Annotated in this window: 23 protein-coding genes; 9 read left to right on the forward strand and 14 right to left on the reverse strand. The window is 65.9% G+C overall.

The genetic code is table 11. The features are described from left to right. Positions 1-27: 27 nt before the first annotated feature. The 4 genes from E3O11_RS07535 to E3O11_RS07550 all read right to left on the reverse strand — a co-directional run bounded on the left by E3O11_RS07535 (position 28) and on the right by E3O11_RS07550 (position 3,018). Positions 28-1,314 carry an adenylosuccinate synthase gene (locus tag E3O11_RS07535; protein ID WP_092447898.1) on the reverse strand — a complete coding sequence of 429 codons (1,287 nt, stop codon included), beginning with the start codon at positions 1,312-1,314 and terminating at the stop codon, positions 28-30. Continuing rightward, positions 1,315-1,800 (reverse strand): DUF3151 domain-containing protein, encoded by a 486-nt coding sequence (locus tag E3O11_RS07540; protein ID WP_092447899.1) that lies wholly within the window; start codon positions 1,798-1,800, stop codon positions 1,315-1,317. It abuts the gene before it with no gap. 159 nt (positions 1,801-1,959) lie between these two features. Next, a complete protein-coding gene (locus tag E3O11_RS07545; protein WP_092447900.1) occupies positions 1,960-2,328 on the reverse strand; it encodes a nuclear transport factor 2 family protein in 369 nt (122 codons plus the stop codon). A 42-nt stretch (positions 2,329-2,370) separates the two neighbouring features. Then, the gene (locus E3O11_RS07550; RefSeq protein ID WP_092448179.1) at positions 2,371-3,018 is read right to left on the reverse strand and encodes a TrmH family RNA methyltransferase; all 648 of its coding nucleotides are present in this window, start codon (positions 3,016-3,018) and stop codon (positions 2,371-2,373) included. A 77-nt stretch (positions 3,019-3,095) separates the two neighbouring features. On the opposite strand from E3O11_RS07550, the gene E3O11_RS07555 reads away from it, so the two are divergent. Next, entirely contained in the window at positions 3,096-4,367 is a 1,272-nt protein-coding gene (locus E3O11_RS07555; protein WP_092447901.1) for an Nramp family divalent metal transporter, read from the forward strand. A 107-nt stretch (positions 4,368-4,474) separates the two neighbouring features. On the opposite strand, the gene E3O11_RS07560 is transcribed toward E3O11_RS07555, so the two are convergent. Continuing rightward, positions 4,475-6,181: a leucine-rich repeat protein gene (locus E3O11_RS07560; RefSeq protein WP_166787524.1), complete on the reverse strand. Its 1,707-nt coding sequence runs from the start codon at positions 6,179-6,181 to the stop codon at positions 4,475-4,477. A gap of 304 nt (positions 6,182-6,485) precedes the next feature. On the opposite strand from E3O11_RS07560, the gene E3O11_RS07565 reads away from it, so the two are divergent. Together E3O11_RS07565 and E3O11_RS07570 are read left to right on the forward strand one after the other, a co-directional pair. After that, entirely contained in the window at positions 6,486-7,130 is a 645-nt protein-coding gene (locus tag E3O11_RS07565) for a metal-dependent transcriptional regulator (protein ID WP_092447903.1), read from the forward strand. Positions 7,131-7,276: 146 nt separating this feature from the next. Next, entirely contained in the window at positions 7,277-8,077 is an 801-nt protein-coding gene (locus E3O11_RS07570; protein WP_092447904.1) for an HAD-IIA family hydrolase, read from the forward strand. Between the two features lie 5 nt (positions 8,078-8,082). On the opposite strand, the gene E3O11_RS07575 is transcribed toward E3O11_RS07570, so the two are convergent. Together E3O11_RS07575 and pyrE are read right to left on the reverse strand one after the other, a co-directional pair. Continuing rightward, entirely contained in the window at positions 8,083-9,177 is a 1,095-nt protein-coding gene (locus E3O11_RS07575; protein ID WP_092447905.1) for a hypothetical protein, read from the reverse strand. Then, on the reverse strand, positions 9,177-9,725 hold the full coding sequence (pyrE, locus tag E3O11_RS07580) for an orotate phosphoribosyltransferase (protein ID WP_092447906.1): 549 nt from the start codon (positions 9,723-9,725) through the stop codon (positions 9,177-9,179). Before pyrE ends, E3O11_RS07575 begins: the two co-directional genes overlap by 1 nt. A gap of 476 nt (positions 9,726-10,201) precedes the next feature. Between pyrE and E3O11_RS07585 the strand changes: the two genes are divergently transcribed. Further along, positions 10,202-11,116, forward strand: coding sequence for a LysR family transcriptional regulator (locus E3O11_RS07585; protein WP_092447907.1), 915 nt, complete (start codon positions 10,202-10,204; stop codon positions 11,114-11,116). Between the two features lie 72 nt (positions 11,117-11,188). On the opposite strand, the gene E3O11_RS07590 is transcribed toward E3O11_RS07585, so the two are convergent. The 5 genes from E3O11_RS07590 to E3O11_RS07610 form a co-directional block, all read right to left on the reverse strand. Then, positions 11,189-12,688, reverse strand: coding sequence for a CoA-acylating methylmalonate-semialdehyde dehydrogenase (locus E3O11_RS07590; RefSeq protein WP_092447908.1), 1,500 nt, complete (start codon positions 12,686-12,688; stop codon positions 11,189-11,191). A 29-nt stretch (positions 12,689-12,717) separates the two neighbouring features. Then, positions 12,718-14,073 carry an aspartate aminotransferase family protein gene (locus tag E3O11_RS07595; protein WP_092447909.1) on the reverse strand — a complete coding sequence of 452 codons (1,356 nt, stop codon included), beginning with the start codon at positions 14,071-14,073 and terminating at the stop codon, positions 12,718-12,720. A 45-nt stretch (positions 14,074-14,118) separates the two neighbouring features. Then, complete coding sequence (locus E3O11_RS07600; protein ID WP_092447910.1) at positions 14,119-15,135, reverse strand: TIGR03842 family LLM class F420-dependent oxidoreductase; 1,017 nt, start codon at positions 15,133-15,135, stop codon at positions 14,119-14,121. Between the two features lie 10 nt (positions 15,136-15,145). After that, positions 15,146-16,564: a dihydropyrimidinase gene (hydA, locus tag E3O11_RS07605; RefSeq protein WP_092447911.1), complete on the reverse strand. Its 1,419-nt coding sequence runs from the start codon at positions 16,562-16,564 to the stop codon at positions 15,146-15,148. Positions 16,565-16,660: 96 nt separating this feature from the next. Beyond that, positions 16,661-17,536, reverse strand: coding sequence for a nitrilase-related carbon-nitrogen hydrolase (locus tag E3O11_RS07610; RefSeq protein ID WP_092447912.1), 876 nt, complete (start codon positions 17,534-17,536; stop codon positions 16,661-16,663). A 151-nt stretch (positions 17,537-17,687) separates the two neighbouring features. Between E3O11_RS07610 and E3O11_RS07615 the strand changes: the two genes are divergently transcribed. Further along, positions 17,688-19,070 (forward strand): aminotransferase-like domain-containing protein, encoded by a 1,383-nt coding sequence (locus E3O11_RS07615; RefSeq protein WP_092447913.1) that lies wholly within the window; start codon positions 17,688-17,690, stop codon positions 19,068-19,070. Positions 19,071-19,092: 22 nt separating this feature from the next. Here the strand turns inward: E3O11_RS07615 and fgd are convergent, their stop codons facing one another. Next, the gene (gene fgd, locus E3O11_RS07620; RefSeq protein ID WP_092447914.1) at positions 19,093-20,097 is read right to left on the reverse strand and encodes a glucose-6-phosphate dehydrogenase (coenzyme-F420); all 1,005 of its coding nucleotides are present in this window, start codon (positions 20,095-20,097) and stop codon (positions 19,093-19,095) included. 174 nt (positions 20,098-20,271) lie between these two features. On the opposite strand from fgd, the gene E3O11_RS07625 reads away from it, so the two are divergent. The 4 genes from E3O11_RS07625 to cofD are packed head-to-tail and all read left to right on the forward strand — an operon-like array spanning position 20,272 to position 24,081. Next, positions 20,272-21,279, forward strand: coding sequence for a putative F420-0 ABC transporter substrate-binding protein (locus E3O11_RS07625; protein WP_092447915.1), 1,008 nt, complete (start codon positions 20,272-20,274; stop codon positions 21,277-21,279). Further along, entirely contained in the window at positions 21,276-22,292 is a 1,017-nt protein-coding gene (locus tag E3O11_RS07630) for a putative F420-0 ABC transporter permease subunit (RefSeq protein WP_092447916.1), read from the forward strand. The genes E3O11_RS07625 and E3O11_RS07630 overlap by 4 nt, the downstream gene beginning before the upstream one ends. Next, positions 22,283-23,065 carry an ABC transporter ATP-binding protein gene (locus E3O11_RS07635; RefSeq protein WP_092447917.1) on the forward strand — a complete coding sequence of 261 codons (783 nt, stop codon included), beginning with the start codon at positions 22,283-22,285 and terminating at the stop codon, positions 23,063-23,065. The genes E3O11_RS07630 and E3O11_RS07635 overlap by 10 nt, the downstream gene beginning before the upstream one ends. Further along, positions 23,062-24,081, forward strand: a complete 1,020-nt coding sequence (gene cofD / locus E3O11_RS07640; protein WP_233195008.1) for a 2-phospho-L-lactate transferase — start codon at positions 23,062-23,064, stop codon at positions 24,079-24,081. The genes E3O11_RS07635 and cofD overlap by 4 nt, the downstream gene beginning before the upstream one ends. On the opposite strand, the gene cofC is transcribed toward cofD, so the two are convergent. After that, positions 24,078-24,707 (reverse strand): 2-phospho-L-lactate guanylyltransferase, encoded by a 630-nt coding sequence (gene cofC, locus E3O11_RS07645; RefSeq protein ID WP_092447918.1) that lies wholly within the window; start codon positions 24,705-24,707, stop codon positions 24,078-24,080. The two genes, cofD and cofC, sit on opposite strands and share 4 nt — an antisense overlap. Positions 24,708-24,711 lie beyond the last annotated feature (4 nt).

Here is a 24,711-nt window from a genome sequence, read left to right on the forward strand (position 1 = left end):
AGGTCAACCCCGAAACGGGTAGCGGCTTTAGTCGATCAGGTCGTGCCGCACCACGATGGCTTCACGGCCCGGGCCGACGCCGATCGCCGACATGCGCGATCCGCTCATGGCTTCGAGCGCGAGCACGTAGTTCTGCGCGGCCTGCGGCAGCTCCTCGAACGTGCGCACACCGGTGATGTCCTCGGTCCAACCGGGTAAGTTCTCGTAGATCGGCACGGCGTGGTGAAAGTCGCTCTGCGAGACGGGCACCTCGTCGACGCGCACGCCGTCGACCGAGTAAGCCACGCAGACCGGAATCTCGGCCAGGCCGGTGAGCACGTCGAGCTTGGTGAGCACGAAGTCGGTGACACCGTTGATGCGGGCGGTGTACCGGGCGATCGGGGCGTCGTACCAGCCGCAGCGACGCGGACGGCCGGTCGTGGTGCCGAACTCGAAACCGTTGGCGCGCAGGTACTCGCCGGACTCGTCGAACAGCTCGGTCGGGAACGGCCCGCTGCCGACGCGGGTCGTGTACGCCTTGACCACGGCGATGACGCGGTCGATGCGGTTGGGTGCGATACCGGAACCGGTCACCGCGCCGCCCGAGGTGGCGTTCGACGACGTAACAAAGGGGTAGGTGCCGTGGTCGACGTCGAGCATGGTGGCCTGGCCCCCCTCGAACAAGACGTTCTTGCCGGCCATCAGTGCCTGGTGCAGCAGCAACGCGGTGTCGGTGACCATCGGGCGCAGGCGTTCGGCGTAACTGAGCAGCTCGGTGACGATCTCCTCGGCCTCGATGGCACGACGGTTGTACACCTTGACCAGCATGTGGTTCTTCTGGTCCAGGGCGCCCTCGACCTTCTGGCGCAAAATGTTCTCGTCGAACAGGTCCTGCACGCGGATGCCGACGCGGTTGATCTTGTCGGCGTACGCCGGGCCGATGCCGCGCCCGGTGGTGCCGATCTGGCGTTTTCCGAGAAAACGCTCGGTGACCTTGTCGAGGGTGCGGTGGTACGCCGTGATGACGTGCGCGTTCAGGCTGACCTTGAGCCGGGAGACGTCGACACCGCGCTCCATCAGCGCGTCGAGCTCTTCAAACAGCACCTCGACGTCGACGACCACGCCGTTCGCGATGACCGGGGTCACTCCGGGGCTCAGGATGCCCGACGGCAGCAGGTGCAGCGCATACTTCTCATCACCGATGACAACGGTGTGTCCGGCGTTGTTGCCGCCGTTGAACTTGACGACATAGTCGACCCGGCTACCGAGCAGGTCGGTGGCCTTGCCCTTGCCCTCGTCGCCCCACTGGGCTCCGATGAGTACGATCGCGGGCATTTAGTCTTCTCCTCGAATAACAAAGGCTTCGGTCGGCGGCGCCGGGTCGAAGCCGGGGCTGCCGGTGTAACGGGCTCCGATGATGTCAATGGCGCTCGCATCGGCATCCGTCAAAAAAGCGGTGAGACGGATGACCTCGTCGGCCTCACCGATCTCTTCGGCACCGCGGCGCAGCGCGAACAGGGCGCGAAGCACCCCGCGGTTGGGTTCGTGGCGCCACGGAATGGGGCCGTGGCCGCGCCAGCCGGCCTTGCGCAGGGCGTCGAGTCCGCGGTGATAACCGACCCGAGCATAGGCGTACGACTCGAGCACACGGCCCTCGGAATGGGTGGCATCGGCCAGCTCAGCCCAGGCCAGCGGCGACGTCGGGTGCACCTGCACCACAGCGGCGATCTCGCTCCACGCGGTTCGGCGAAGGGCCTCGAGCACCTCCGGTTCCGCGGGAAGAAGGGTCTCGGGCTCTGAAATCAAATTGTCGCCGGTCACACTGAATCCTACCAAGACCGCAGGCCGCCGCTTTCGGTGCGCTGCCGCCCCTGTCTCGTGACCGCGCCCGATATCGGTGGGCGCTACGTTCGGTTACCGTAGCGAGCACCCACATCGGGCGCGCTCATGCACGCCAGACTGCTGAACGGATGGGCCAGGCTACGCTGGGCACTGCTGCCGGGCCGCGACGCGCCAGCCACCATTGACGAACAGATAGGTGGTCGACATGTTCAGTTCGGCCACCACCTCACCGCGCCGGGCAATTGCTTTGTAGACGACGACACCGGCGTGCTCGCCGAGGCGAATGATGGCGGGTTCGTGAATGCCGTAGCTCTCCCACGGCGCCGCCTGATCAAAGTAGGCGGTGACTTGGTCGCGCGTGATGACAGCGCCCGGCACGATCATCAACCCGTCGTCGGTCATTTCGCGCTGGTAGTAGGCGCCGCCCGTACCGCCCAGAATGGCCTCCCATCCGGCGTTTTCTTCGTGCAGCAGGCGGGCGGGTAGATCATCAGTGATCGCAGTCATACCGTCACGCTAGCCCCAAACCGTCACCGAATGAAGGAAAAATCAGAACCGGTGCTGAACCACCCAGGAATGCATGGTGACGGCCGCGGCGGCCGAGGCGTTGATCGAGCGGGTCGACCCGAACTGGCTGATTTCGACGATGGATTCCGCGGCGGCGATGGCCTGCTCCGACAGTCCGGGGCCCTCCTGGCCGAACAGAAGCACGCAGCGCTCTGGGAAGCTGAAGGTCTCGATGATGACGCTTCCTGGCACGTTGTCGATCGCGATCACCGGCAGCGCCTCTGCGGCACACCATTGCACGAACGCGGCGACATCCGTGTGGTGCAGCACATGCTGGTAGCGGTCGGTAACCATGGCACCGCGCTTGTTCCAGCGTTTGCGCCCGATAATGTGCACGGTGTCGGCGCCGAACGCGTTGGCGCTGCGCACGATCGAACCGATGTTCATGTCATGCTGCCAGTTTTCAATCGCCACGTGAAACGGATGCCGGTGCTCATCCAGGTCAGCCACAATCGCGGCCATATTCCAGTAGCGATACCGGTCGATCACGTTGCGGGTGTCGCCGTGCTCGAGCAGCTCGGCGTCGTACCGGTCTTCGCTCGGCCACTCCCCCGGCCACGGACCGACCCCGTAGGTGGAGCGTTCGGAGGAAGAGCTGTCGACGGCGAAGGTGGGGGCGGCTGGTTCGATCACTGCTTAACCGTAACCCGCCGGCCGAACCCAGATTCGGGCTTTCGGTCTGCCTAAATTTCGGCTAGGGTTTCGGCATGTCTAAAACGGATGCCCCCGCTCCCGATCGCGTGCTCGCCCAGGCTCCCACCACGGTCGCCTCCAGCCGCCTGCTGTGGCTGCTCGGACCGGCCCTCGTCGCCGGGGTCGCCTATCTCGACCCGGGCAATGTCGCGAGCAATATGACCGCCGGAGCCCGTTACGGCTATCTGCTGGTCTGGGTGGTCGTGGCTGGCAACGTGATGGCCTGGCTCATTCAGTACCTCTCGGCCAAGCTTGGGATCGTCACCGGGCAGAGCCTCCCCGAGATTCTCGGGGTGCGCATGAAACGGCCCACCGCGCGGCGGCTCTATTGGATTCAGGCCGAACTCGTCGCCATGGCCACCGACCTCGCCGAGATCATCGGCGGCGCCGTCGCCCTCAACTTGCTGTTCAACCTGCCGCTGATCTGGGGCGGCGTGATCACCGGAACCATCTCGATGATCGTGCTCATGGTGCACTCGCGGCGGGGACCGCGCATTTTCGAACGCGTCATCATCATGCTCATGCTCATTATCACCATCGGTTTCACGGCCGGCGTCTTCGTCTCCCCGCCCGATGCCGGCGGCGTTCTCGACGGTCTGGTTCCGCGCTTCGAGGGCAGCAACTCGGTGCTGCTCGCCGCGTCCATTCTCGGCGCGACGATCATGCCGCACGCCATCTATGCGCACTCCTCGCTCACCCGCGACCGATTCCCGGAATGGCAGGGCGTGGTCGCGACCCGCCGCCTGCTCTGGGCCACGAAATGGGACGTCACGATCGCGATGGCCATCGCCGGAACAGTGAATCTGGCGATTCTGCTGCTCGCAGCATCCGCTTTGCAGGGTGTGGACGGAACCGACACGCTCGAGGGAGCCTATGCGGCGCTCAAGGACACGCTTGGACCGATCGTCGCGACGCTGTTTGCGGTGGGACTGCTCGCGTCGGGGCTCGCCTCAACCTCGGTCGGCGCCTATGCCGGGGCCGAGATTATGCACGGCCTGCTGCACGTGCGCATTCCGCTCCTGCTTCGACGGCTGGTCACGCTGATTCCGGCTCTGCTCATTCTGGGCGTCGGGTTCGACCCCACCCAGGCGCTCGTGCTCAGCCAGGTGGTGCTCTCGTTCGGCATTCCGTTCGCGCTGATTCCGCTGGTCTGGCTGACCGCGCAGCGCGGCCTGCTCGGCACGTTCACCAACCGCTGGTTCACGACCGCCGCCGGTGTGGTGTGCGCGCTGGCGCTGGTCGCCCTCAACGTGGTGCTGCTCGTACTCGTCTTCACCGGAGCGTAACGGTCGGCCAACGTGTCGGCGCCTCCCGTTGCTCGAGTTCGCCGACCGCAATAAAACGGCCGCCACCCGCCCAATTGGCGAGGTGACGGCCGCAACAGGCGGATGCCCTACGCGGCGACCCGACGACGCCGAACGACGAGCGCGGCTCCGGCTACCAGCAGCAGCAGCGCGGCGACGCCGAGCGGCGCACCAGCGAAGCCAGTCGAAGCCAGGGAAGCCGCGGCAGCAGCCGTAACCGCGGAGGCAGCAGCCGCTTCAACGGATGACAGATAGGTCACAATGCCCCCGGCGCCAACAGTGAAGTACACGACGCTGCTGAGAGCGCTGCCGTCGGCAGCCGTTCCGCTGAACGTGACGGTGTGCGCGCCGGCTTCCATCCCGGCGGGCATGACGCCCGTGCCGGTGACAGTACCGTCGAGGCTGGCGGATCCAAACGCGATCGTGACCGGGGTCGAACGCACGACCACCGTGTAGGCGGACTCTGCCAGCAACCCCACTGCCGAGACGGTGACCGTGGAGCCGGCCACGACATCGCCGATAGCCAGGTCGAGGTCAAGGGTCAGCGCGGCGGCAACAGGGGTGTCGGTCGGGGTGTCGGTCGGGGTGTCGGTCGGGGTGTCGGTCGGGGCATCGACCACTGCCGTCCATTTCGCATACGCGGTCACATCGACGGTCACTGGCGTACCGAAGTCGAACGGAACCTGGAGAACTTCTGCATCGCTGTACCAGCCGCTGAACAACCAGCCCGATTCCGACGGATCATCTGGACGAACTGCTGAATCCCCAGCACTCACCGACTGGGCGTTCACGGCGGTGCCGTGCCCGTTCAGCTCAAACGTCACGGTCGGGTCAAGCACTTCGGCCACGTAGAGCGCGGTGTTGTGGCCCTTCCAAGTCGGGTGGGTGAACCCGCCGTCTCCGACGATTTCGAAGCCCCACTCAGCCAGGTAGCTAACGACCAACGCGTTGGATTCGCCCAGCGACGCGCTGCTTCCGGGAGCTGCCCAAGACGTCGGCGCGCGGCCGGCAAACGTCACCGACGCCAGCGACGTGTTGTTATAGAAGACACCCTGCCCCAGGCTCGTAACCGTCGAAGGAATGACGACTGACGGGATATTGGCGTGGGCAAAGACCCAGTTGCCGAGCGTCTCCAGCCCCTCATTCAGGGTCACCTCGGTCAGGAATAGGTTGTGGTCGAATGCATCGTTGCCAATTTCGGTCACGGACCCCGGAATGCTAACGGAAGTGAATTCGTTATAGGAAAAAGCACCGGTGCCGATAGTGGCGAGAGCCCCCTCCTCCTGAAAGGTGACGCCGGTCATATTGTTGCCGGAGAAAGCGTAGTTTCCGATACTGGTCACCGACGCCGGAATGGCAACAGACGCACCCAAGATTGTGCCGTAAAACGCGCTTTCACCAATGGTGCGCAGCCCCTCGGGCAGGGTTACCGAGGTCAACGAGGCATATTGGAAGGCTGCCGCACCAATGGTGAGCAGCCCCTCGGGGAGGGTCACCGAGGTCAACGAGGCGAATTGAAAGGCGTTCGCGCCAATGGCAGTGAGGGTATAGGGCGCGTACGCACCCGGGAAACTCTCGGGAAACGCGAGCGTCGTTGCGGAGCCTTCGTAGTACGTCGCTGTTGCACTCATCGTTGTATCGTCGAATGCGTAAACGACGTCATCTATGGTCAGGTCGGTCATCGCTGCCTGCGCGGGAACCGCGACCAGTACCGAGCCCAGAATCAGCGCTGCCGCAACGGATGCCGCCACCACCCGCGACGAATTACCTCGCGGAACCGAAAAAAACCTGCGCACTGCGACCTCCATTAGCTAACCCATCCCCTGTCACTCCGGCAGAGCCCGTCGTGCACAGCAATTTCTCGGCGAGACGCCGAATTCTGATCGTATGGTGTGCATTGCCCCTTCACCCCCCTCTGTGTCAATTTGTGCAGAAAACCAGTGCCGAAATCCCAGTGCAGAGATCCCAGTGCCGAGATCGCCCGGATTCCAGCCCACAACGTGCCCACCGGCAGCTTCGGTAGCTCTCGCGTGTTGGCCGACGGCACCGACTCGCCTGGCACTGGCTTCCCCGTCAGCCAACTTGCTACCCTGAAGAGAAATGACCTACACGACCGGCGCCGCCGAGGACTACCTCAAGACCATCTACTCCCACACCGAGTGGCAGAGCGACCTGATCACCCCGTCGGCGCTGGCCGTGCGACTGGGAGTGGCGCCGTCATCCGTTACCGAAATGGTGAAGAAGCTCGCCGCGAGCGGGCTGATCACCCACGTTCCCTACGGGCCGCTGGCGCTGACGGATGCCGGCCGGCTACGAGCAACGGCGGTCGTGCGCCGGCATCGCCTGATCGAAACCTGGCTGGTCGGCGAAATGGGCTACGACTGGGACCAGGTACACGACGAAGCCGAAATTCTCGAGCACTCCATCTCGGATCGCCTGCTCGAAGCGATCAACGCCCGGCTCGGGTTTCCAGCGCACGATCCGCACGGCGATCCCATTCCGGCCGCCGACGGCTCCGTCGTGCGGGAGCCGTCGGCGCTGCTGGCCGAGGCCGCGGTCGGGCACGCCGGAGTCGTGCTGCGCATCAGCGACCGCGACCCCGCAGTGCTGCGCGAACTCGCAGCTGACCTGATCGGACCAGGCACCGCATTCACCCTCGCGGCGCCACTGACCATCGTGTTAGCGGATGGCCAGAGCCGGCTGATCACGCCAGCTGCTGCCGCGTCCATCTGGGTCACCGCCTGAGGCACTAGCCAGCTTTCGGCAGTTTCGGCCGTCGTGCCGGCACGGGCGATTTCGGGTGGGGCCGCAGCATCCGCTTTATTGCCTGAGATGTAACCGAGGCGAAACCTCGCGCAGCTAGGCTGAGAGTCGACATGAAGGAGCGCCCGATGGCACGACGCGACGAAATCGAATGCTGGCTCACCGACATGGACGGTGTGCTCGTGCACGAGAATGAGGCCCTCCCCGGAGCCTCCGAACTGCTGCAGCAGTGGACGGATTCTGGCACCCCGTTTCTGGTGCTCACCAATAACTCCATTTTCACGCCGCGTGACCTGAGCGCCCGGCTGCGTTCGAGCGGGCTGAACGTGCCGGAGGACCGCATCTGGACCTCGGCGCTCGCGACGGCAGACTTTCTTCAATCGCAGATGCCTGGTGGCACGGCGTTCGTGATCGGCGAGGCCGGAATCACCACTGCCCTGCACGAGGCCGGCTTTATAATGACCGAAACCGCTCCCGACTATGTCGTGGTTGGTGAGACGCGCAACTATTCGTTCGAGGCCATCACCAAGGCGATTCGGCTAATTCTGGGCGGCGCACGGTTCATCGCGACGAATCCGGATGCCACCGGACCGAGCAAAGACGGCCCGATGCCAGCGACCGGGGCAATTGCGGCGCTGATCACCAAGGCCACCGGCATGGAACCCTATGTCGTCGGTAAGCCCAACCCCATGATGTTCCGTTCCGCGATGAACAAGATCGGCGCGCACTCCGAGAACACCGGCATGATCGGCGACCGGATGGACACCGACATTGTCGCCGGCATCGAGGCTGGTCTGCACACGATTCTCGTGATGACCGGCATAAGCGACGAGGCCGAGATCAACCGGTACCCGTTCCGGCCAGACGAGATCGTGGCTGGTGTGCACGAGCTGCTCGTGACCGAACTGATCGAGAGCGACGAGCTCTAGGCCGCTCAGACTCCGGGTCCGGCTCCCATGATGCTCATGCTGATCGGCTCAGCCGAGGCCCGGCTGGCGAAGCAGTAGAAGTTGCGTGGCTCGTCGGTCCACTGGTCTTCGGTGATCGGATAGCTGCCCTGCATCTGCAGGTTCGGGTAGGCGCCGGCGGCGTTCAGGTCCAGAATTCCGGGGCTCGTGCACAGTAGGTTGATCTGCGCGGCCAGTGCGGCTTCGCCTGGAAAGGCCGTGGTCGCGTCGCCGCCGAAGTCGCCGCGGAACACCAGCTGAGCCGTATGCGAGGCCGCGCAATCGACGACCGTGAAGTCTTCTTCCCACGGCGAGCCGTAGGGTTCGAGGCATTCCCCGCCGAACAGGGTATTCCACTCGTGCACGCCGGCCAGCTGTACCGCGGTAATCTCCGGCGTCGGAGTCGGCGTGGGAGTTGGTGTCGGTGTGGGCGAAGCGGATTGGGTGGGCGCGGCTACCGGAACCGGGCTCGCGACGAGCCGTTGGCCTAGATAGAACAGTCCAGCGAGAACGATGGCCGCGAGCAGTCCGACGGCGGTCCAGACCAGGCTGGCCTGGCGGGCACCGCCGGTACCCCGCCGGGAGCGGTGGCGGCTCGGCGGCTCGGCAGCTGTCGGCGCCGCGATCGGGGTCGCGGCGCCGACGATGACGGTCGTGGCGGCCGCAGCACCGCTGGCCTCAGACTCGGTGGCACCGCACGTGCCCGGCGCAGTCAGCAGCTCGGTCGGCTGATCGCCGAAGTCCTCACCGGACTGAGAGCGGATGCTCCCCGCCGGGCCCTGCGGACCAGCATCCGTTTCAGAACTGGGCAGGTCGACGGTCGCTGCCGGGACTTCGGGGGCGACGGGCGCCAGCTCGACGGCGGCAACCGGTTCGGCCTGTGCCTCAGCGGCGCGGTGGCCTCTTCGCCCGAGCTCGTCCGAAACGGGCGCGACCGGAACAATGGGAGCGGCGGCATCCGCATCGTCAGCACCGGACGCCACCAGCGAGTCGGCACCGGATTCCGCACCCGACTCGCCGACGGGCTTGCCGAGCTGCGACGCGAGCCAGGCGATTCCGAGCTCGTCGTCGTCTGGCGCCACTAGTTCAGCCCCAGGTCCTCAAGGGAGATCGCGGCAAAATAGGGGTAACCGGCGGCTTCGATCACTTCACGGGCACCGGTGTTGCGATCGACCACGACGGCGACGCCGGCGATCTCAGCGCCGATCTTGAGCAGGGCTTCGATGGCGGCGAGGGGCGACCCCCCGGTCGTCGAAGTGTCTTCGAGCACGATCACGCGCTTGCCGGCGAGTTCGGGGCCCTCGACCTGGCGGCCCCGTCCGTGGTCCTTCGGTTCCTTGCGCACGACGAACGCGTCGTAGCTCGCGCCGCGGGCCACGCCCTGGTGCATGACGGCGGCGGCGATCGGGTCAGCGCCCATGGTCATGCCGCCGACGGCGACGACGTCGGGAACGTCCTGAATCAGGTCGAGCATGACCTGCCCGATGAGCGGGGCGACCCGATGGTCAAGGCTCACCCGGCGCATGTCCACGTAGTACGTGGCCTTCTTGCCGCTCGTGAGAACGAAGTCGCCGTGAAAAACGGCCTCGGCCGAGATGAAGTCGATGAGTTTCTGCCGCGTATCAGTCACGCTCGCCAGTTTAGAGCATGGCTCACAGCCCCCAGGAGACAAGGCGGGGCGGGTTTCCTGCGGGGTTGCGAATTTTTGCTCGAGGAGCAGGTGACCCTGCCCCGCCGATCCCCATGAAGGAGTGCACAAACGCAGCCAGTGAGGACGCAGATGGCTCGGTTTCACAAACGGCCCTACGAGGGGCGGATGCGAGAGCGGGAAGTGAAGTGAAGAGGCGGTGGGAGTTAGAAGGCGCGAACGAGATTGCGACGCTCGATCTGACGGTAGCCATCGCGGCGAACCTCAACGACGAGGGCGGCGATGGAGACAACGGCAACGGACAGGAGTGAGATGAGGATGAACACGAGGTGCCTTTCAGAGGAGATGGAGTGGCCCGGCACGGAGGCGACATTGCTCGTGTATGACTCTTTTAGTAGAACACCAACAACCGTGCAGCACAATCGCTTTATGTTGCATGAACTGTTTAGGCTAACTACATGGACGTGCAACGACTCGAACTACTCCGCGAACTCGCCGACCGCGGCAGCGTCACAGCGGTCGCCCTGGCCACCCACCGCACCCCCTCGGCGGTCTCCCAACAGCTCAAGGTGCTCGAACGCGAAGCCGGTCTGCCGCTCACCCAGCGTCAGGGTCGCGGCCTCGTGCTCACCGACGCCGGCCGTGCGCTCGCCCGCAGCGCAACGGATGTCGCGGTGTCACTCGCGAAGGCGACCGCCCTCTGGGACGAATTTCGGAACCTCGCCACCGGCGAAGTCAGCCTCGTCACCTTTCCCACCGCCGGCCAGATGCTGCTGCCCGGCGTGATCAAGCACCTGAGGCCCGGCCTCGTGCTCAATTGCGCCGACGAAGACCCCGAACTGAGCGACTTTCCCGCGTTCACAGCAGAGTACGACATCGTGCTGGCCCACTCGATGAGTGGGCAGCTTTCCTGGGCCGGCCGCGGCCTGAAAGTGGTGCCGCTGATGACCGAGCCGTTGGATGTGGGGCTGCCGGTGGGGCATCCGCTTGAAGATCGCGCCTGGGTGCGTCCGAGCGACCTGATCGGCGAGACCTGGATCGGCGTGACCGACGGGTATCCGTTCGAGCGCATTCTGCACGCGATCGAGCAGGAGGCGGGCGCGCGGCTGTCGATGTCGCAGCGGTTCGCCGACCTCGCCCTGATCGAATCGTTCGTGATCGCCGGGCTCGGCATCGCGCTGGTGCCGCGTTACACCTCCGGCGGCGGCCAGCCCGGCCGCCTCGTGCTGAAGCCCCTGCGCGGAATCGAATCCGAGCGCCAAATCGTGGCCCTCATGCGCCCCGACCGAGCCGAGCGCCTGGCCGTGCGCACCGTAATAGAAGCCCTGCAATCCGAGGCCGCGAGGGTGCAGCAGTCCCACACCGCCCACTAGGCCGCCGAGAGCGCAAAAAGTGCCCGATTGGAGGTTCCAATCGGGCACTTTTTGCGCTCTCGCGGGGAGGAACTAGTGGTTCTGGGGGAAGCCCAGGTTGATTCCTCCATGGCTCGGGTCGAGCCAACGGCTCGTGACCGCCTTCTCTCTCGTGAAGAAGTTGACGCCGGCGGGGCCGTAGGCCTTCGCGTCGCCGAACAGCGAGTTCTTCCAGCCGCCGAAGGAGTGGTACGCCACCGGAACCGGAATCGGTACGTTGATGCCGACCATGCCGACCTGCACCTCGTTCTGGAACCGACGAGCGGCCCCGCCGTCGTTGGTGAAGATCGCGGTGCCGTTGCCGTACTGGCTCGCGTTGATGAGGTCGAGGCCCTCCTGGTAGCTGGCGACGCGCACGATCGACAGCACCGGTCCGAAGATTTCGTCGAGGTACACGGCGGAGTCCACGCTGACCTTGTCGAACAGGGTCGGGCCGAGCCAGAAGCCGTCGGCGTCTCCATCAACCTCGATGTCACGACCGTCGATGACGACGTCGGCACCGTCCGCCGTGGCGATGTCAATGTAGCCGGCGACCTTGTCGCGGTGCACCTTGGTGATCAGCGGGCCCATGTCGCAGCCGCGCGTGCCGTCACCGACCGTGAGGCCCTTGACGCGCTCGGCGATCTTCGCGATGAGCTCGTCGGCGACGGGCTCGACGGCCACGATGACGCTGATGGCCATGCAGCGCTCACCGGCGGATCCGAACCCGGCGTTGACGCCGGCATCCGCTGCCAGGTCGAGGTCGGCATCGGGCAGCACGAGCATGTGGTTCTTGGCGCCACCGAGGGACTGCACGCGCTTGCCGTGCTTGGCCGCGGTCTCATAGATGTAGCGGGCGATCGGCGTGGAGCCGACGAACGAGATCGCCTGCACGTCGGGGTGCACGAGCAGCGCGTCGACGGCTTCCTTGTCGCCGTGCACCACGTTGAGCACACCGGCGGGCAGGCCGGCCTCGGTGAACAGCTCGGCGAGCCAGTTCGACGCTGACGGGTCCTTTTCGCTCGGCTTGAGCACGACGGTGTTGCCGGCCGCGATGGCGATCGGGAAGTACCAGAGCGGCACCATCGCCGGAAAGTTGAACGGGCTGATGATACCGACCACGCCGAGCGGCTGGCGCAGCGTGTAGACGTCGACGCCGGTCGAGACGTTCTCGGAGTACTCGCCCTTGGAGAGGTGCGGCATGCCGAGCGCGAATTCTACGACCTCGAGGCCGCGAATGATCTCACCGAGCGCATCGGAGGTGACCTTGCCGTGTTCGGCCGTGAGAATTTCGGCCAGGTCGCCCTTGCGCGCGTTGAGCAGTTCGCGGAAATTGAACATGATGGTCTGGCGGCGAGCCTGGCTCATGTCGCGCCAGGCCGGGTAGGCGGCCTGGGCGACCGCGACGGCAGCGTCGAGATCGGCCGTGCTCGCGAGCAATACGTTCTTGGCGACTTTGCCGGTGGCCGGGTTGTAAACCGGCGCGGTGCGGGTGGAGGTGCCGGCGGCAGCTGCGCCGTCGATGTAGTGCTGAATGGTGGGGGTGTCGGTCATGGTGAAACGTCCTTCAGGGTTGACTGCGGTTAGGAAAGCAGGTCGAGGCTGAGCACCTCGTCGTAGATGGCGAGCGCCTCGGCAACTTCGACGTCGGTCACGACGCACGGCGGAACGACGTGGATGCGGTTCTCCATGAGGAAAGGCAGCAGGCCGCGCCCGAGCAGCTCGGCCTTGACGCGGGCCATGACGGCGCCGCTCACCGGCTCGCGAGTTGCCGGGTCGGCGACGAGTTCGAGCGCCCAGAACACGCCGACCCCGCGCACCTCGCCGATAATCGGGTGCTTGACCTGCAGGGCTTTCAGCCCAGGCTCGAGCACGTCCCGCCCGATGCGGGCCGCGTTCTCCACGATGCCCTCGTCGGCCATCGCATCCAGCGCACCGACGATCGACGCCATGGCGAGCGGATGCCCGCTGTAGGTGAGTCCGCCGGGAAAGACCGTCTCGTTGAAGGTTGCCGCGATGGCATCGGAGATGATCACGCCTCCGGTCGGTACATAGCCGGAGTTGACGCCCTTGGCGAAGGTGATCAGGTCGGGCACGACGTCATAGGCCTGAAAAGCGAACCAGTTGCCCGTGCGCCCGAAGCCGCACATGACCTCGTCGAGGATCAGCATGATGCCGTACTTGTCGCAGAGCGCGCGTACCCCGGGCAGGTAGCCGACCGGCGGCATCATGATTCCGGCGGTGCCGGGAATCGACTCGAGCAGAATAGCGGCAACCGAGGCCACACCCTCACCCTGGATGACACGTTCGAGGTGGTGCAGCGCGCGGGCGCATTCCTCCTCTTCGCTGCTCGCCCAGAATTCGCTGCGGTAGAGGAACGGCCCGAAGAAGTGCACGTGGCCGCGCGCGTACTCGTTGGGAATGCGGCGCCAGTCGCCGGTGGCGACCACGGCCGCCCCGGTGTTGCCGTGATACGACTTATAAAGGGAGAGCACCTTGTCGCGGCCGGTGTGCAGGCGGGCCATGCGCATGGCGTTTTCATTCGCATCCGCTCCCCCGTTGGTGAAGAAGACCTTGTTGAACCCGGCGGGGGCGCGATCGGTGATGCGCTGGGCTGCTTCGCCGCGGGCCAGGTTCGCCGTCGACGGCGCAATGGTGGTCAGCAGAGCGGCCTGCTCGGTGATGGCTTTCAGTACCGACGGATGCTGGTGGCCGATATTCACGTTCACCAACTGACTCGAAAAGTCAAGATACCTGCGACCATCGTGGTCCCAGACGCGACAGCCCAGCCCGCCAGCGATGACGAGCGGCTTCAGCGCCGCCTGCGCCGACCAGGAATGGAAGACGTGCGCCCGGTCGAGTTCGCTCGTGCGCGCATTGAGGCTCGGCGCCTCGCCGGTGGCTGCGGGAGGGACGGTGTGTGTGCTGGTGTCAGTCACGTATATCGCTGGCTTTCTGGGTCGGTGATGGTGGAGATGAAAATGCTATTTTGTGGCCATGATGGAATCGGTCATGGCCGGAATCACGGTTTCGCCGTAGACGCGCATCGTTTCTTCCTTGTTGTCGTGCTGCAGATAGCTGGCGAACTGGTCGACGCCGAGGTCTCTGAGTGCCTCGAGCTTCTCGATGTGGTCTTTCGCGGTGCCGAGCAGGCAGAATCGGTCGACGATCTCGTCGGGCACGAACGCGGCGTGCTCGTTGCCCGCCTTGCCGTGCTGGTTGTAGTCGTAGCCCTCACGGTTTTTGATGTAGTCGGTGAGGGCCGCGGGAACGATGGAATCGGTGCCGTACTTGGCCACGATGTCGGCCACGTGGTTGCCGACCATTCCGCCGAACCAGCGGCACTGGTTGCGCATGTGTTCCCAGTCCGAACCGACATAGGCGGGGGCGGCGACGCAGAATTTGATCGCCATCGGGTCGCGCCCGGCGTTGGAGGCTGCGGTGCGCACGCTCTCGATCATCCACTTGGCGACGTCGAGGTCGGCCATCTGCAGAATGAAGCCGTCGCCGACCTCGCCGGTGAGTTTGAGCGCGAGCGGACCGTAGGCGGCGACCCAGACCTCGAGGCTCGATCCGCGGCTCCACGGAAACTGCACCGTGGCCCCGTTGTATTCGACCGGGCGGGAGTTGGCAAGCTCCCGAATGACATGGATCGACTCGCGCAGGGTCTTCAGCGTGGTCGGCGCGCCATTCGTGGTGCGCACGGCCGAGTCGCCGCGCCCGATGCCGCAGATGGTGCGGTTGCCGTACATCTCGTTGAGAGTTGCATAAGTGGATGCCGTCACCGTCCAGTCGCGGGTCGCCGGGTTGGTGACCATGGGGCCGACGATGATCTTGCTGGTCTCGGCCAGGATACGGCTGTAGATCACATAGGGTTCCTGCCAGAGCAGATGCGAGTCGAAGGTCCAGACGTGACTGAATCCGTGGGCCTCGGCTAGTTTGGCCAGTTGCACGGTGCGCGCCGACGGCGGGTTGGTCTGCAGTACTGCTCCGAAATCCATGTCTTCCCCCCTAAATCAGATACTGGCTCAGGCCGCGCTTGATATACCGGCCGTCACCCTTGGTGCCGAGATAGGCGAAGCCGTCGACGACGACCTTGCCGCGGGAGATGACGGTGTCGACGTGGCCGTCGATCTCGTAGCCCTCCCAGGCGGAGTAGTCCATGTTCATGTGGTGAGTCTTATCGACACCAATCGAGGTGTGCCCGTTCGGGTCGTAGATGACCACATCGCCGTCGGCGCCCGGCTGAATCACGCCCTTCTGGCCGTACATGCCGAACATGCGCGCCGGGGTGGTCGAGCAGACCTCGACCCAGCGTTCGAGCGAGATTTTGCCGTCGACCACGCCCTGGTAGAGCAGGTCCATGCGGTGTTCGACCGACCCGATGCCGTTGGGAATTTTAGAGAAGTCGGTCAGGCCCATCTCCTTCTGACCCTTCATGCAGAACGGGCAGTGGTCGGTGGAGACCATCTGGATGTCGTTCGTGGCGAGGCTCTGCCACATGTGGTGCTGGTGGCCCTCGGCCTTGGCGCGCAGCGGCGTCGAGCACACCCATTTCGCGCCCTCAAACCCGGGAGCACCGAGATTGTCCTCGAGCGAGAGGTACAGGTATTGCGGGCAGGTCTCGCCGAAGACATTCTGGCCGTTGTCCCTGGCCTGAGCGATCTGGTCCACGGACTGCTTGGCAGACACGTGAACTATATAGAGAGGAGCACCGGTGAGGTTGGCGAGCATGATCGCCCGGTGCGTGGCTTCTTCTTCGGCCTGCCAGGGCCGGGTGAGGCCGTGGTACAGCGGGCTGATATTGCCGGCGGCGACGGCCTGCTGTACGAGCAGGTCGATAACGCTGCCGTTCTCGGCGTGCATCATGATCATGCTGCCGTTGGTGGCCGCGCGCTGCATGGCCTTGACGATCTGGCCGTCGTCGCTGAGAAAGACACCCTTGTAGGCCATGAACAGCTTGAAACTCGAGACGCCCTCGGCGACGAGTTCGTCCATGGCGGTCAGTGAGCTGTCCTGCACGTCACTGAGAATCTGATGAAAGCCGTAGTCGATGGCGCACTGGCCGGCAGCCTTCTGCTGCCAGGCGGCGTAGCGCTCGAGCACGTTTTCGCCGGCGTACTGCACGACGAAGTCGACGATGCTCGTGGTGCCGCCCCAGGCGGCGGCGCGGGTTCCGGTTTCGAAGGTGTCGCTGGCCTGGGTGCCGCCAAACGGCATCTCCATGTGGGTGTGGGCGTCGATGCCGCCGGGAATGACGTACTTGCCGCCGGCGTCGATGACGCGGTCGACATTGCCCGCCACATCGAAGCCGAGCAGGTTCGAGCCGGGCGCGAGCACGGCAGCGATTTTCTCCCCGTCGATCAGCACATCGGCGAGTCCTCGGCCCGTGGCATTGACCACGGTGCCGTTCTTGATCAAAGTCTTCATGGCATCCTCTTCGCTGAAAAGTGTCAGGGATAGCGGATCCTGCCGACCGGGTCGGTCGGCAGCCTCCGCAGTGCTGATTTAACTGCGCCGTGCGCTTTAAGGGGCGACGAGGGGCGCGTACGAGTCGGGGCGACGGTCGCGGTAGAACTGCCAGTCGCGGCGCACCTCGCGAATGACGCCGAGGTCGAGGTCACGCACGACGATCTCCTCGGTGTCGGTCGAGGCCCGCTCGCCCACGTAGTTGCCCTTGGGATCAACGAAGTAGGAGCTGCCGTAAAACGTCACGGCCTCGTCGCCAAACTCTGCCTCTTCGTTGCCGATGCGGTTGTTCGCGCCGACGTAGTACTGGTTGGCGACCGCGGCGGCTGGCTGCTCGAGCTCCCACAGCCGGTTGGACAGCCCGGGCTTGGTCGCCGAGGGATTGAACACGATTTCCGCGCCGTTCAGGCCGAGCGCCCGCCAGCCCTCCGGGAAGTGGCGGTCGTAGCAAATATAGACGCCGATCTTGCCGTACTTGGTGTCGAACACCGGGTAGTCGGTGTTGCCGGGGCGAAAGTAGAACTTTTCCCAGAACTGGGGCAGGTGCGGAATGTGGTGCTTGCGGTACTTGCCGAGATAGGTTCCGTCGGCATCGATGACCGCGGCGGTGTTGTAGAGCACGCCGGGCTGTTCTTCTTCGTACATCGGAACGACGATGACCATGTTGTACTCGCTCGCAAGCTTTTGAAACCGTTCGACGATGGGGCCGGGAACGGGCTGCGCGTAGTCGTAGTACTTGGCGTCCTGCACGATGCCGAAGTAGGGGCCGTGAAAGAGTTCCTGAAAGCAGATCACCTGAACGCCCTGGGCGGCCGCGGTGCGCACGAATCCCTCGTGCTTCTGAATCATGGATTCTTCATCACCGGTCCAGGTGGCCTGAGTGATCGCCGTTCGAACGATGTTTCTGGTGTCGGAGGTGGTGCCGTTGCTCATGCTGTGCCTTCCACTTGCTTCGTTAGTCAATGACCGTAACGAACCGCGCTGTTCGTATTGTTATTATTTGACGTAAACATTTCAAATGTGTTTCTCTGTGTATCGCACGCATTAATCATCCTGTCGGCCAACGCACCCAGGGGCAAGGGCAATGCAGAACTTTATCGACGAAATTGAGCAGCGCACCCCCGCGGGGATCGCCGCGGCCATCGGGCGGCTGATCGCCTCCGGTCGCCTCGCACCGGGCGACCGCCTGCCCACCGTGCGCCTGCTGGCCGGCGAGCTCGGCGTGAGCCCCGCGACCGTCAGCCACGCTTGGCAGGCGCTCTCCGCGGTCGGCCTGATCGTGTCGCGTGGTCGCGGCGGCACCTTCGTTCAGGATGCCGCGCCCAGGTGGTTGCCGGCCCGCAGCCAGTCCATGATCGGCGCGGTCGGTCCGGCCCGCCTCGACCTCTCCCACGGCACGCCAGACCCGCGGTTGTTGCCGGCGCTGGGGCCGGCGCTCTCCCGGGTAGCGCAGCGCGCGGAAACGCCGAGCTATCAGGATCTGCCCATTATTCCGGAGCTGCTCGAGGTACTGCGGACTTCGTGGCCGTACCCGGTGGAGACGATCACCATCGTCGACGGTGCCCTCGACGCCATCTCGCGCAGCCTCGATGCGGTCGCTCGCTTCGGCGACCGGGTGATCGTGGAGAACCCGTCGTTCCCACCGTTCTTCGACCTGCTCGACCAGCTCGGGCTGGAGCGGCTGCCGGTGGCCGTCGACGAGCACGGCATCATTCCGGCCGACTTCGCCGAAGCCCTCAAACTCGGTCCGGCCGTCGTGCTCCTGCAGCCGCGCGCGCACAATCCCACCGGCGCGTCGATGACCGTGCAGCGGGCCGAGGAACTCGCCCACCTGTTGCGCACAACGGCGGCCAGCGCCGACACCATCGTGATCGAAGACGACCACTCCGCCGAGATCAGCATCGCCCCCGATGTGAGTCTCGGCGTCTGGCTGCCCGAACGAACCCTGCACGTGCGCAGCTTTTCGAAGTCGCACGGCCCCGACCTCCGCATGGCCGCCCTCGGCGGTTCGGCCGCTTTGATCGACCCGATCGTGTCCCGCAGGATGCTCGGCCCGGGGTGGACCAGCCGCATGCTGCAGACAATTTTGCACGACCTGCTCACCAACGGCGAGAGCATGGCGCAGATCAGCGAGGCCCGGCGCATCTACTTCGCCCGGCAGCGTGCCCTCGCCGATGCCCTGGGCGAGTTCGGCCTCGACGTGGTGCAGGCCGACGGTATCAACACCTGGCTGCCGGTGCAAAACGAACGGGACGCCATGGTGCGCCTGGCCGCCTCCGGCATTCGGGTGGCCGGCGGCTCGCCGTTTCTCGCAACCCCGTACCTTTCCAGCACCGGCGGTCCCGCGTTCATTCGCGTGACCGCCGGTGCCCTGCCCGACGATATTCGGCCGGTGGCCGAGGCCCTGGCCGCAGCGGCGCATCCGCCTGATTCCGCGCTGCACGAGGTCGGGGCGCGCTGGGCGTAGCGGGCTTCGGCCAGCGCGCGGATCAGCCCAGCTGACGCAGCCGGGGGGCCAGGTCGCGCTCGAACAGGTCGAGGAAGCGCTTCTGGTCATGGCCGGGGGCATGGAAGACCAGGTGGTCGAGGCCCGCGTCGAGGTAGGGCTTGATCAAGGCGACGGCCTCGTCGGGGTCGGACGCCACGATCCAGCGCTTGGCGACCTGTTCGATCGGCAGGGCGTCGGCAGCGGCCTCCATCTCGAGCGGGTCTTGGATGGAGTGCTTCTGTTCGGGGGTGAGGGACAGTGGCGCCCAGAACCTGGTGTTCTCGAGCGCGGTGTCCCGGTCGGTGTCGTAGGAGATCTTGATCTCGATCATGCGATCGATGTCGTCCTGCGGGCGCCCGACCTTCTCGAGGCCCTCAGCCACGGCCGGCAGCAGCTTGTCGGTGTAGAGCTCCATGCCCTTGCCCGAGGTGCAGATGAAGCCGTCACCCGCCCGGCCGGCGTAACGGGCCACGACGGGGCCGCCGGCCGCGATGTAGACCGGCACCGGGGCATCCGGAACGTCGTACAGGGTGGCACCGACCGCGCTGTAGTACTCACCGTCGAAGTCGGTTCGTTCGCCGGTCCAGAGCTGGCGCATGAGGTCGACGGCCTCGCGCAGGCGGGCGAAGCGTTCCTTGAACTCGGGCCACTCACCCCGGTAACCGGTGGCGATCTCGTTGAGGGCTTCGCCGGTTCCGACGCCGAGCATGATGCGCCCGGGGTACAGGCAGCCCATGGTGGCGAAGGCCTGGGCGATCACGGCCGGGTTGTAGCGAAAGGTGGGGGTCATCACCGACGTGCCGATCTGCACCCGCTTCGTGCGCTCGCCGACCGCGGCCATCCAGGCCATGGCGTACGGCGCGTGCCCGCCCTCGTGCCGCCAGGGCTGAAAGTGGTCGCTCACCGTCACGCTGTCGAGCCCGTGTTCCTCGGCCATGACACCGAGTTCGACCAATTCTCGCGGTGCGAACTGCTCCGCCGACGCCTTCAGCCCCAGCTTCAACATGCGCTCTCCCTCGTCGAGTTACTCAGCCTGTTCAGCCTATGCCCTGTTTTTTCTGCGCCCCTGATACGGTGTTCACGACCACCGATTAGATTTTATTGGTTGAGCTTGCCTCGATTTGGGCAGCAGGTCGCTGGACAGTCCAGTTTACCGCGCCCAAATTTTGTGAGGTCCCACATGCTCCGTCGTTCCCGTTTTCTGTTCATCGGCGTCGGCATCAACGCCGCCCTGCTGCTCAGCGGATGCGCCGCCACGACAACGCCCGCCGCCACTTTGGCCTCGTCCCCCGCTTCGTCAACAGCTGCCCGCGCGGGCTACCCCATCACGGCTGACAACTGCGGCACCAGCGTCACCGTCGCAGCCGCCCCCGAACGGATCGTGTCGATCAAGTCCTCGGCCACCGAACTGCTGCTCGCCCTTGGACTCGGCGACCGCATCGTCGGCTCAGCCTTTCTCGACGGGCCCCTACCTGAGTCGCTCGCGGCAGCCGGCGCCGACCTCACCGTGATCAGCGACTTTCTGCCCGGACAGGAGGCGGTGCTTGGCCTGAACCCCGACTTCATCTACGGCGGGTGGGAATCCAACTTCAGCGCCGACGGCGTGGGCGAGCGCCCCGCCCTCGAGGCTCTCGGCGTGGGAACCTACGTCTCGCCGGCCGCCTGCAAGGGCGACTCCATGCCGAACCCGCTCACCTTCGACACGGTTTTCGCCGAAATCGACGAGGCCGGTGCCATCTTCGGCGCAACGGATGCCGCAGCCAAGCTGGTCAGCGGCCTGCAGTCCGACCTCGCCGCCCTCAAGCCGACCGCGACCGACACCACGGCCCTGTGGTACTCGAGCGGCACCACGACCCCCTATGTCGGTGCTGGTATCGGCTCACCCGAGATGATCATGGACGCCGCCGGGCTCACCAACATCTTCGCCGACGTGAGCGACACCTGGACCTCGGCGGGCTGGGAATCGATCATCGAGGCCAACCCGAGCGTCATCGTGCTCGTCGACGCCACCTGGAACACCGCCGCGTCGAAGATCGCCCACCTGGAGTCCGACCCGGCCACGCAGGTGCTCGACGCCGTCAAGAACCAGCGCTACATCATCCTGCCGTTCGCCGCGACCGAGGCCGGCATCCGCAACGTCGAAGCGACGGCGTCCACGATCTCGCAGCTAGCCGCGCTCGACGAGTGACCCGCAGTAAGTACCTCGGGTGGCTGGTCGCGGCAGCCGCTCTACTCGTGCTCGGGTGCGCGGTTGCCGTGACCATCGGGCCGGCAGCGGTGAGCCTTGCCCAGGTGGCGGGCAGCATCGGCGCGCACCTCGGCCTGCCCGTCGAGCCGGTACCGCTACTCATCGACTCGATCGTCTGGCAGCTCCGGCTACCGCGCGTGCTCACGGCCGCCCTGGTCGGCGCGGGCCTCGCCCTGAGCGGCGCCGTGATGCAGAGCGTGACGCGCAATCCCCTCGCCGACCCGTACCTGCTCGGGCTGTCGAGCGGGGCATCCGTTGGTGCGGTGTGCGTGGTCATTCTCGGCATCGGATTTGCCTTGCCGGCCGCAGCGTTTGCCGGGGCATTGCTGGCCCTAATGGCGACGCTCAGCATCGCCAAGGTCGGGGGAACGATCACCCCGGTGCGGGCCGTGCTCGCCGGCCTGGCCATCGCCCAGCTCGCCGGTGCCCTCACCTCGTTCATCATCTTCTGGGCGGCCAAGGGCGACTCCTACCGCGAGATCCTCAACTGGCTGCTCGGCTCGCTGGCCGGTGCCACCTGGCAGAGCGTAATGATCGCGGCGACAGCCGTTTTGGTCGTGGGCACCGGCATTGTCCTGTCGGCGACCCGGCTCGACGCGTTCGCCTTCGGTGACACGTCGGCGACCAGCCTCGGCATCAATGTGAATCGCACCCGCTGGGCCCTGCTCGGTTCGGTCGCTCTGCTCACCGGGGCCATGGTGGCCGTGAGCGGGTCCATCGGGTTCGTCGGGCTCATTCTGCCGCACCTGGTGCGCGGCATCAGCGGCCCGGGCCACCGCCGCCTGCTCCCGCTCGTCGCGGTCTGCGGGGCGCTGTTCCTGGTGATCGCCGATACCCTCGCGCGCACCGTGTTCGATCCGCGCGAGCTGCCGGTGGGCATCATCACCGCGTTCATCGGCGTGCCGGTGTTCATTTTGCTGATCAAGAGAAAGAAGTCGAAGCTGTGGGCGTAGAACTCGATCGGTTGTCGTTCAGCGTCGACGGCACCAGCATTTTGCGGGACGTTTCGGCGTCACTGCCCACCGGCAGCGTTACCGGCCTGCTCGGGCCGAACGGCGCCGGCAAGTCCACCCTGCTTCGCCTGATCGCGGGTATCGACACAGCGGATGCCGGCACCGCCTCCCTCGACGACGTCGCCATCGGCTCCCTTCCGCGGCGCGAGGCGGCCCGGCGGATCGCGCTGCTCGAGCAGAACGCCGCCCCGAGTGTGGAACTGACCGTGCTTGAGGTTGTGCTGCTGGGGCGCATTCCACACCGCACCAAACTCATGGGCTCGTTCAGCGGCGCGGAGGATCGCACGGTCGCTCTGGACGCCCTCGAACTGGTCGGTGCGGGAACTCTGGCCGATCGGTCGTGGCCCACTCTGAGCGGTGGGCAGCAGCAGCGCGTGCAGATCGCCCGGGCCATGGCGCAGCAACCGAGCCTGCTTCTGCTCGACGAACCGACCAACCACCTCGACGTGAGTGCCCAGCTCTCGTTGCTCGGGCAGGTGCGCGAGCTGGGCGTGACGGCGATCATGGCCCTGCACGATCTCAACCTCGCCGCGGCCTACTGCGACCACATCCTGCTGCTCGATGGTGGCCTGCTGGTAGCCTCCGGCACGCCCGCTGCGGTGCTCACCCCCGAGATCATCGGCGCCGTCTACGGCGTGGACTGCTACATTCTCGAGCATCCGCGCGGCGGTCATCCGGTCATCGTCTATGCGGCTGCTTCGGTGTCGGCATGAGCGGCGTCGGCATGACGAGCCTGAAGCGCGTGACCGTTCTGGCCGGCGGTGTCGGCGGTGCCCGTTTCACCCGCGGTGTGTTGGCGCAGCTCGCGGTGGAAGCTCCAGACGCCACCGTGACGGTGATTGTGAACACGGGCGACGACATGTGGCTGGACGGGCTGCGCATCTGCCCCGACCTTGACACGGTCATGTATACGCTCGGTGACGGTATCAACGAGGAGCAGGGCTGGGGCCGCCCCGACGAGACCCGGAGGACCTCCGCTGAGATCGCGGCTTACGGTCGCGGCTGGTCCTGGTTCACCCTCGGCGATCTCGATCTGGCCACCCACATCGTGCGCACCGATCTACTGCGCAGCGGTTCGACGCTCTCTGAAGCGACGGAATTTCTCTGCCGCCGCTGGCAGCCCGGGGTGCGGCTGCTGCCGATGAGTGATCAGCCCGTGGAAACCCACGTATGCCTCGCCGAGAATATAGATGAGCACTCCGTGGGCGACTATATCCACTTCGAAGAATGGTGGGTTCGCTACCGGGCGAAGGTGCCGATCACCGGGTTCGAGCAGCGGGGACTCGCCGACGCGGTCGCCGCGCCGGGGGTGCTCGAAGCCATCACCGAGGCCGACCTCGTCGTGCTGCCGCCGTCGAATCCGGTCGTGTCGGTCGGCACGATCCTGGCCGTTCCGGGCATACGTGATGCGCTGCGGTCGACCGCGGCCCGCGTGGTCGGCGTCTCTCCGATTGTCGGCGGCGCGGCGGTGCGCGGAATGGCCGACGCCTGCCTCCGCACGATCGGGGTCGAGACCAGTGCACTCGCGGTCGCGCTGCACTACGGTGCCCGCAGCCGGGGCGGCATCCTCGACGGCTGGCTCATCGACGAATCGGATGCCGTGGCCCTGCCCGCTCTCGCGGCCGCCGGCATCCGCTCGGCCGCTGTGCCACTGTGGATGACCGACCTGCCCGCCACGACCGCGATGGCGGCCGCCGCCCTGGCGCTGTGGCCCGGAGCCAGGAGCTAGACCAGTTCGCTCGTGTGCGGCCCGAGCCCCAGCGCCCGGGCGGTGTCGAGGTCGGCTGCGGTGTCGACGTCGCGTCGCAGCGACGAGCTCAGCGGCAAGTCCAGCACGACGTGCCCGTCGCCCTCGTGCGCGGCGCGGGAGCCGAGACCGAACCGCGGAGTGAACCTGTAGCCGGCCTGCGCGAGCAGCGTCGTTGTTCCCACGCCCTCCGCATCGGCCACCATCGAGAGCGGGTGCGTGGCCGCGAGCGCGAACGCCGTTTCTACATCGGCCACGTGCAGGGCCGGCAGATCTCCGGTCACAACGGCCAGATTCGCGTCGGGGCACGCGAACCGGGCCGCCTCGGCACCCTGCTCGATCGCGGCGTTCAATCGGTCCTGCCCCGCGTCCGGGCCCGGCACCTCCGGCACGATGACGGCGCCGAGTGCGGCGAGAAGCACGCCGAGCCGTGCACTCGCGGTCACCACGAACACGCGCTCCACAGCGGATGCCGCCACCAGCGCCGCTACCGTGTCCAACGCGAACGCATCGGCGAGGCCCGCCCGCCCGGCTCCGGCCCCGAGGCGGCTCTTCGCCCCGGCGGTTCCCTTCACCGGGACGACCACCACCCACCGAGTCTGATCCACGGTA

Source organism: Cryobacterium levicorallinum (assembly GCF_004402405.1).
Lineage (GTDB): Bacteria > Actinomycetota > Actinomycetes > Actinomycetales > Microbacteriaceae > Cryobacterium > Cryobacterium levicorallinum.

Excerpts from the sequence above, each read along its gene's own strand:
- E3O11_RS07535 (WP_092447898.1), bottom strand. The coding sequence starts at position 1,314 with ATGCCCGCGATCGTACTCATCGGAGCCCAGTGGGGCGACGAGGGCAAG.
- E3O11_RS07545 (WP_092447900.1), bottom strand. The coding sequence starts at position 2,328 with ATGACTGCGATCACTGATGATCTACCCGCCCGCCTGCTGCACGAAGAA.
- E3O11_RS07555 (WP_092447901.1), top strand. The coding sequence starts at position 3,096 with ATGTCTAAAACGGATGCCCCCGCTCCCGATCGCGTGCTCGCCCAGGCT.
- E3O11_RS07565 (WP_092447903.1), top strand. The coding sequence starts at position 6,486 with ATGACCTACACGACCGGCGCCGCCGAGGACTACCTCAAGACCATCTAC.
- E3O11_RS07570 (WP_092447904.1), top strand. The coding sequence starts at position 7,277 with ATGGCACGACGCGACGAAATCGAATGCTGGCTCACCGACATGGACGGT.
- E3O11_RS07585 (WP_092447907.1), top strand. The coding sequence starts at position 10,202 with ATGGACGTGCAACGACTCGAACTACTCCGCGAACTCGCCGACCGCGGC.
- E3O11_RS07590 (WP_092447908.1), bottom strand. The coding sequence starts at position 12,688 with ATGACCGACACCCCCACCATTCAGCACTACATCGACGGCGCAGCTGCC.
- E3O11_RS07600 (WP_092447910.1), bottom strand. The coding sequence starts at position 15,135 with ATGGATTTCGGAGCAGTACTGCAGACCAACCCGCCGTCGGCGCGCACC.
- hydA (WP_092447911.1), bottom strand. The coding sequence starts at position 16,564 with ATGAAGACTTTGATCAAGAACGGCACCGTGGTCAATGCCACGGGCCGA.
- E3O11_RS07610 (WP_092447912.1), bottom strand. The coding sequence starts at position 17,536 with ATGAGCAACGGCACCACCTCCGACACCAGAAACATCGTTCGAACGGCG.
- E3O11_RS07615 (WP_092447913.1), top strand. The coding sequence starts at position 17,688 with ATGCAGAACTTTATCGACGAAATTGAGCAGCGCACCCCCGCGGGGATC.
- fgd (WP_092447914.1), bottom strand. The coding sequence starts at position 20,097 with ATGTTGAAGCTGGGGCTGAAGGCGTCGGCGGAGCAGTTCGCACCGCGA.
- E3O11_RS07625 (WP_092447915.1), top strand. The coding sequence starts at position 20,272 with ATGCTCCGTCGTTCCCGTTTTCTGTTCATCGGCGTCGGCATCAACGCC.
- cofD (WP_233195008.1), top strand. The coding sequence starts at position 23,062 with ATGAGCGGCGTCGGCATGACGAGCCTGAAGCGCGTGACCGTTCTGGCC.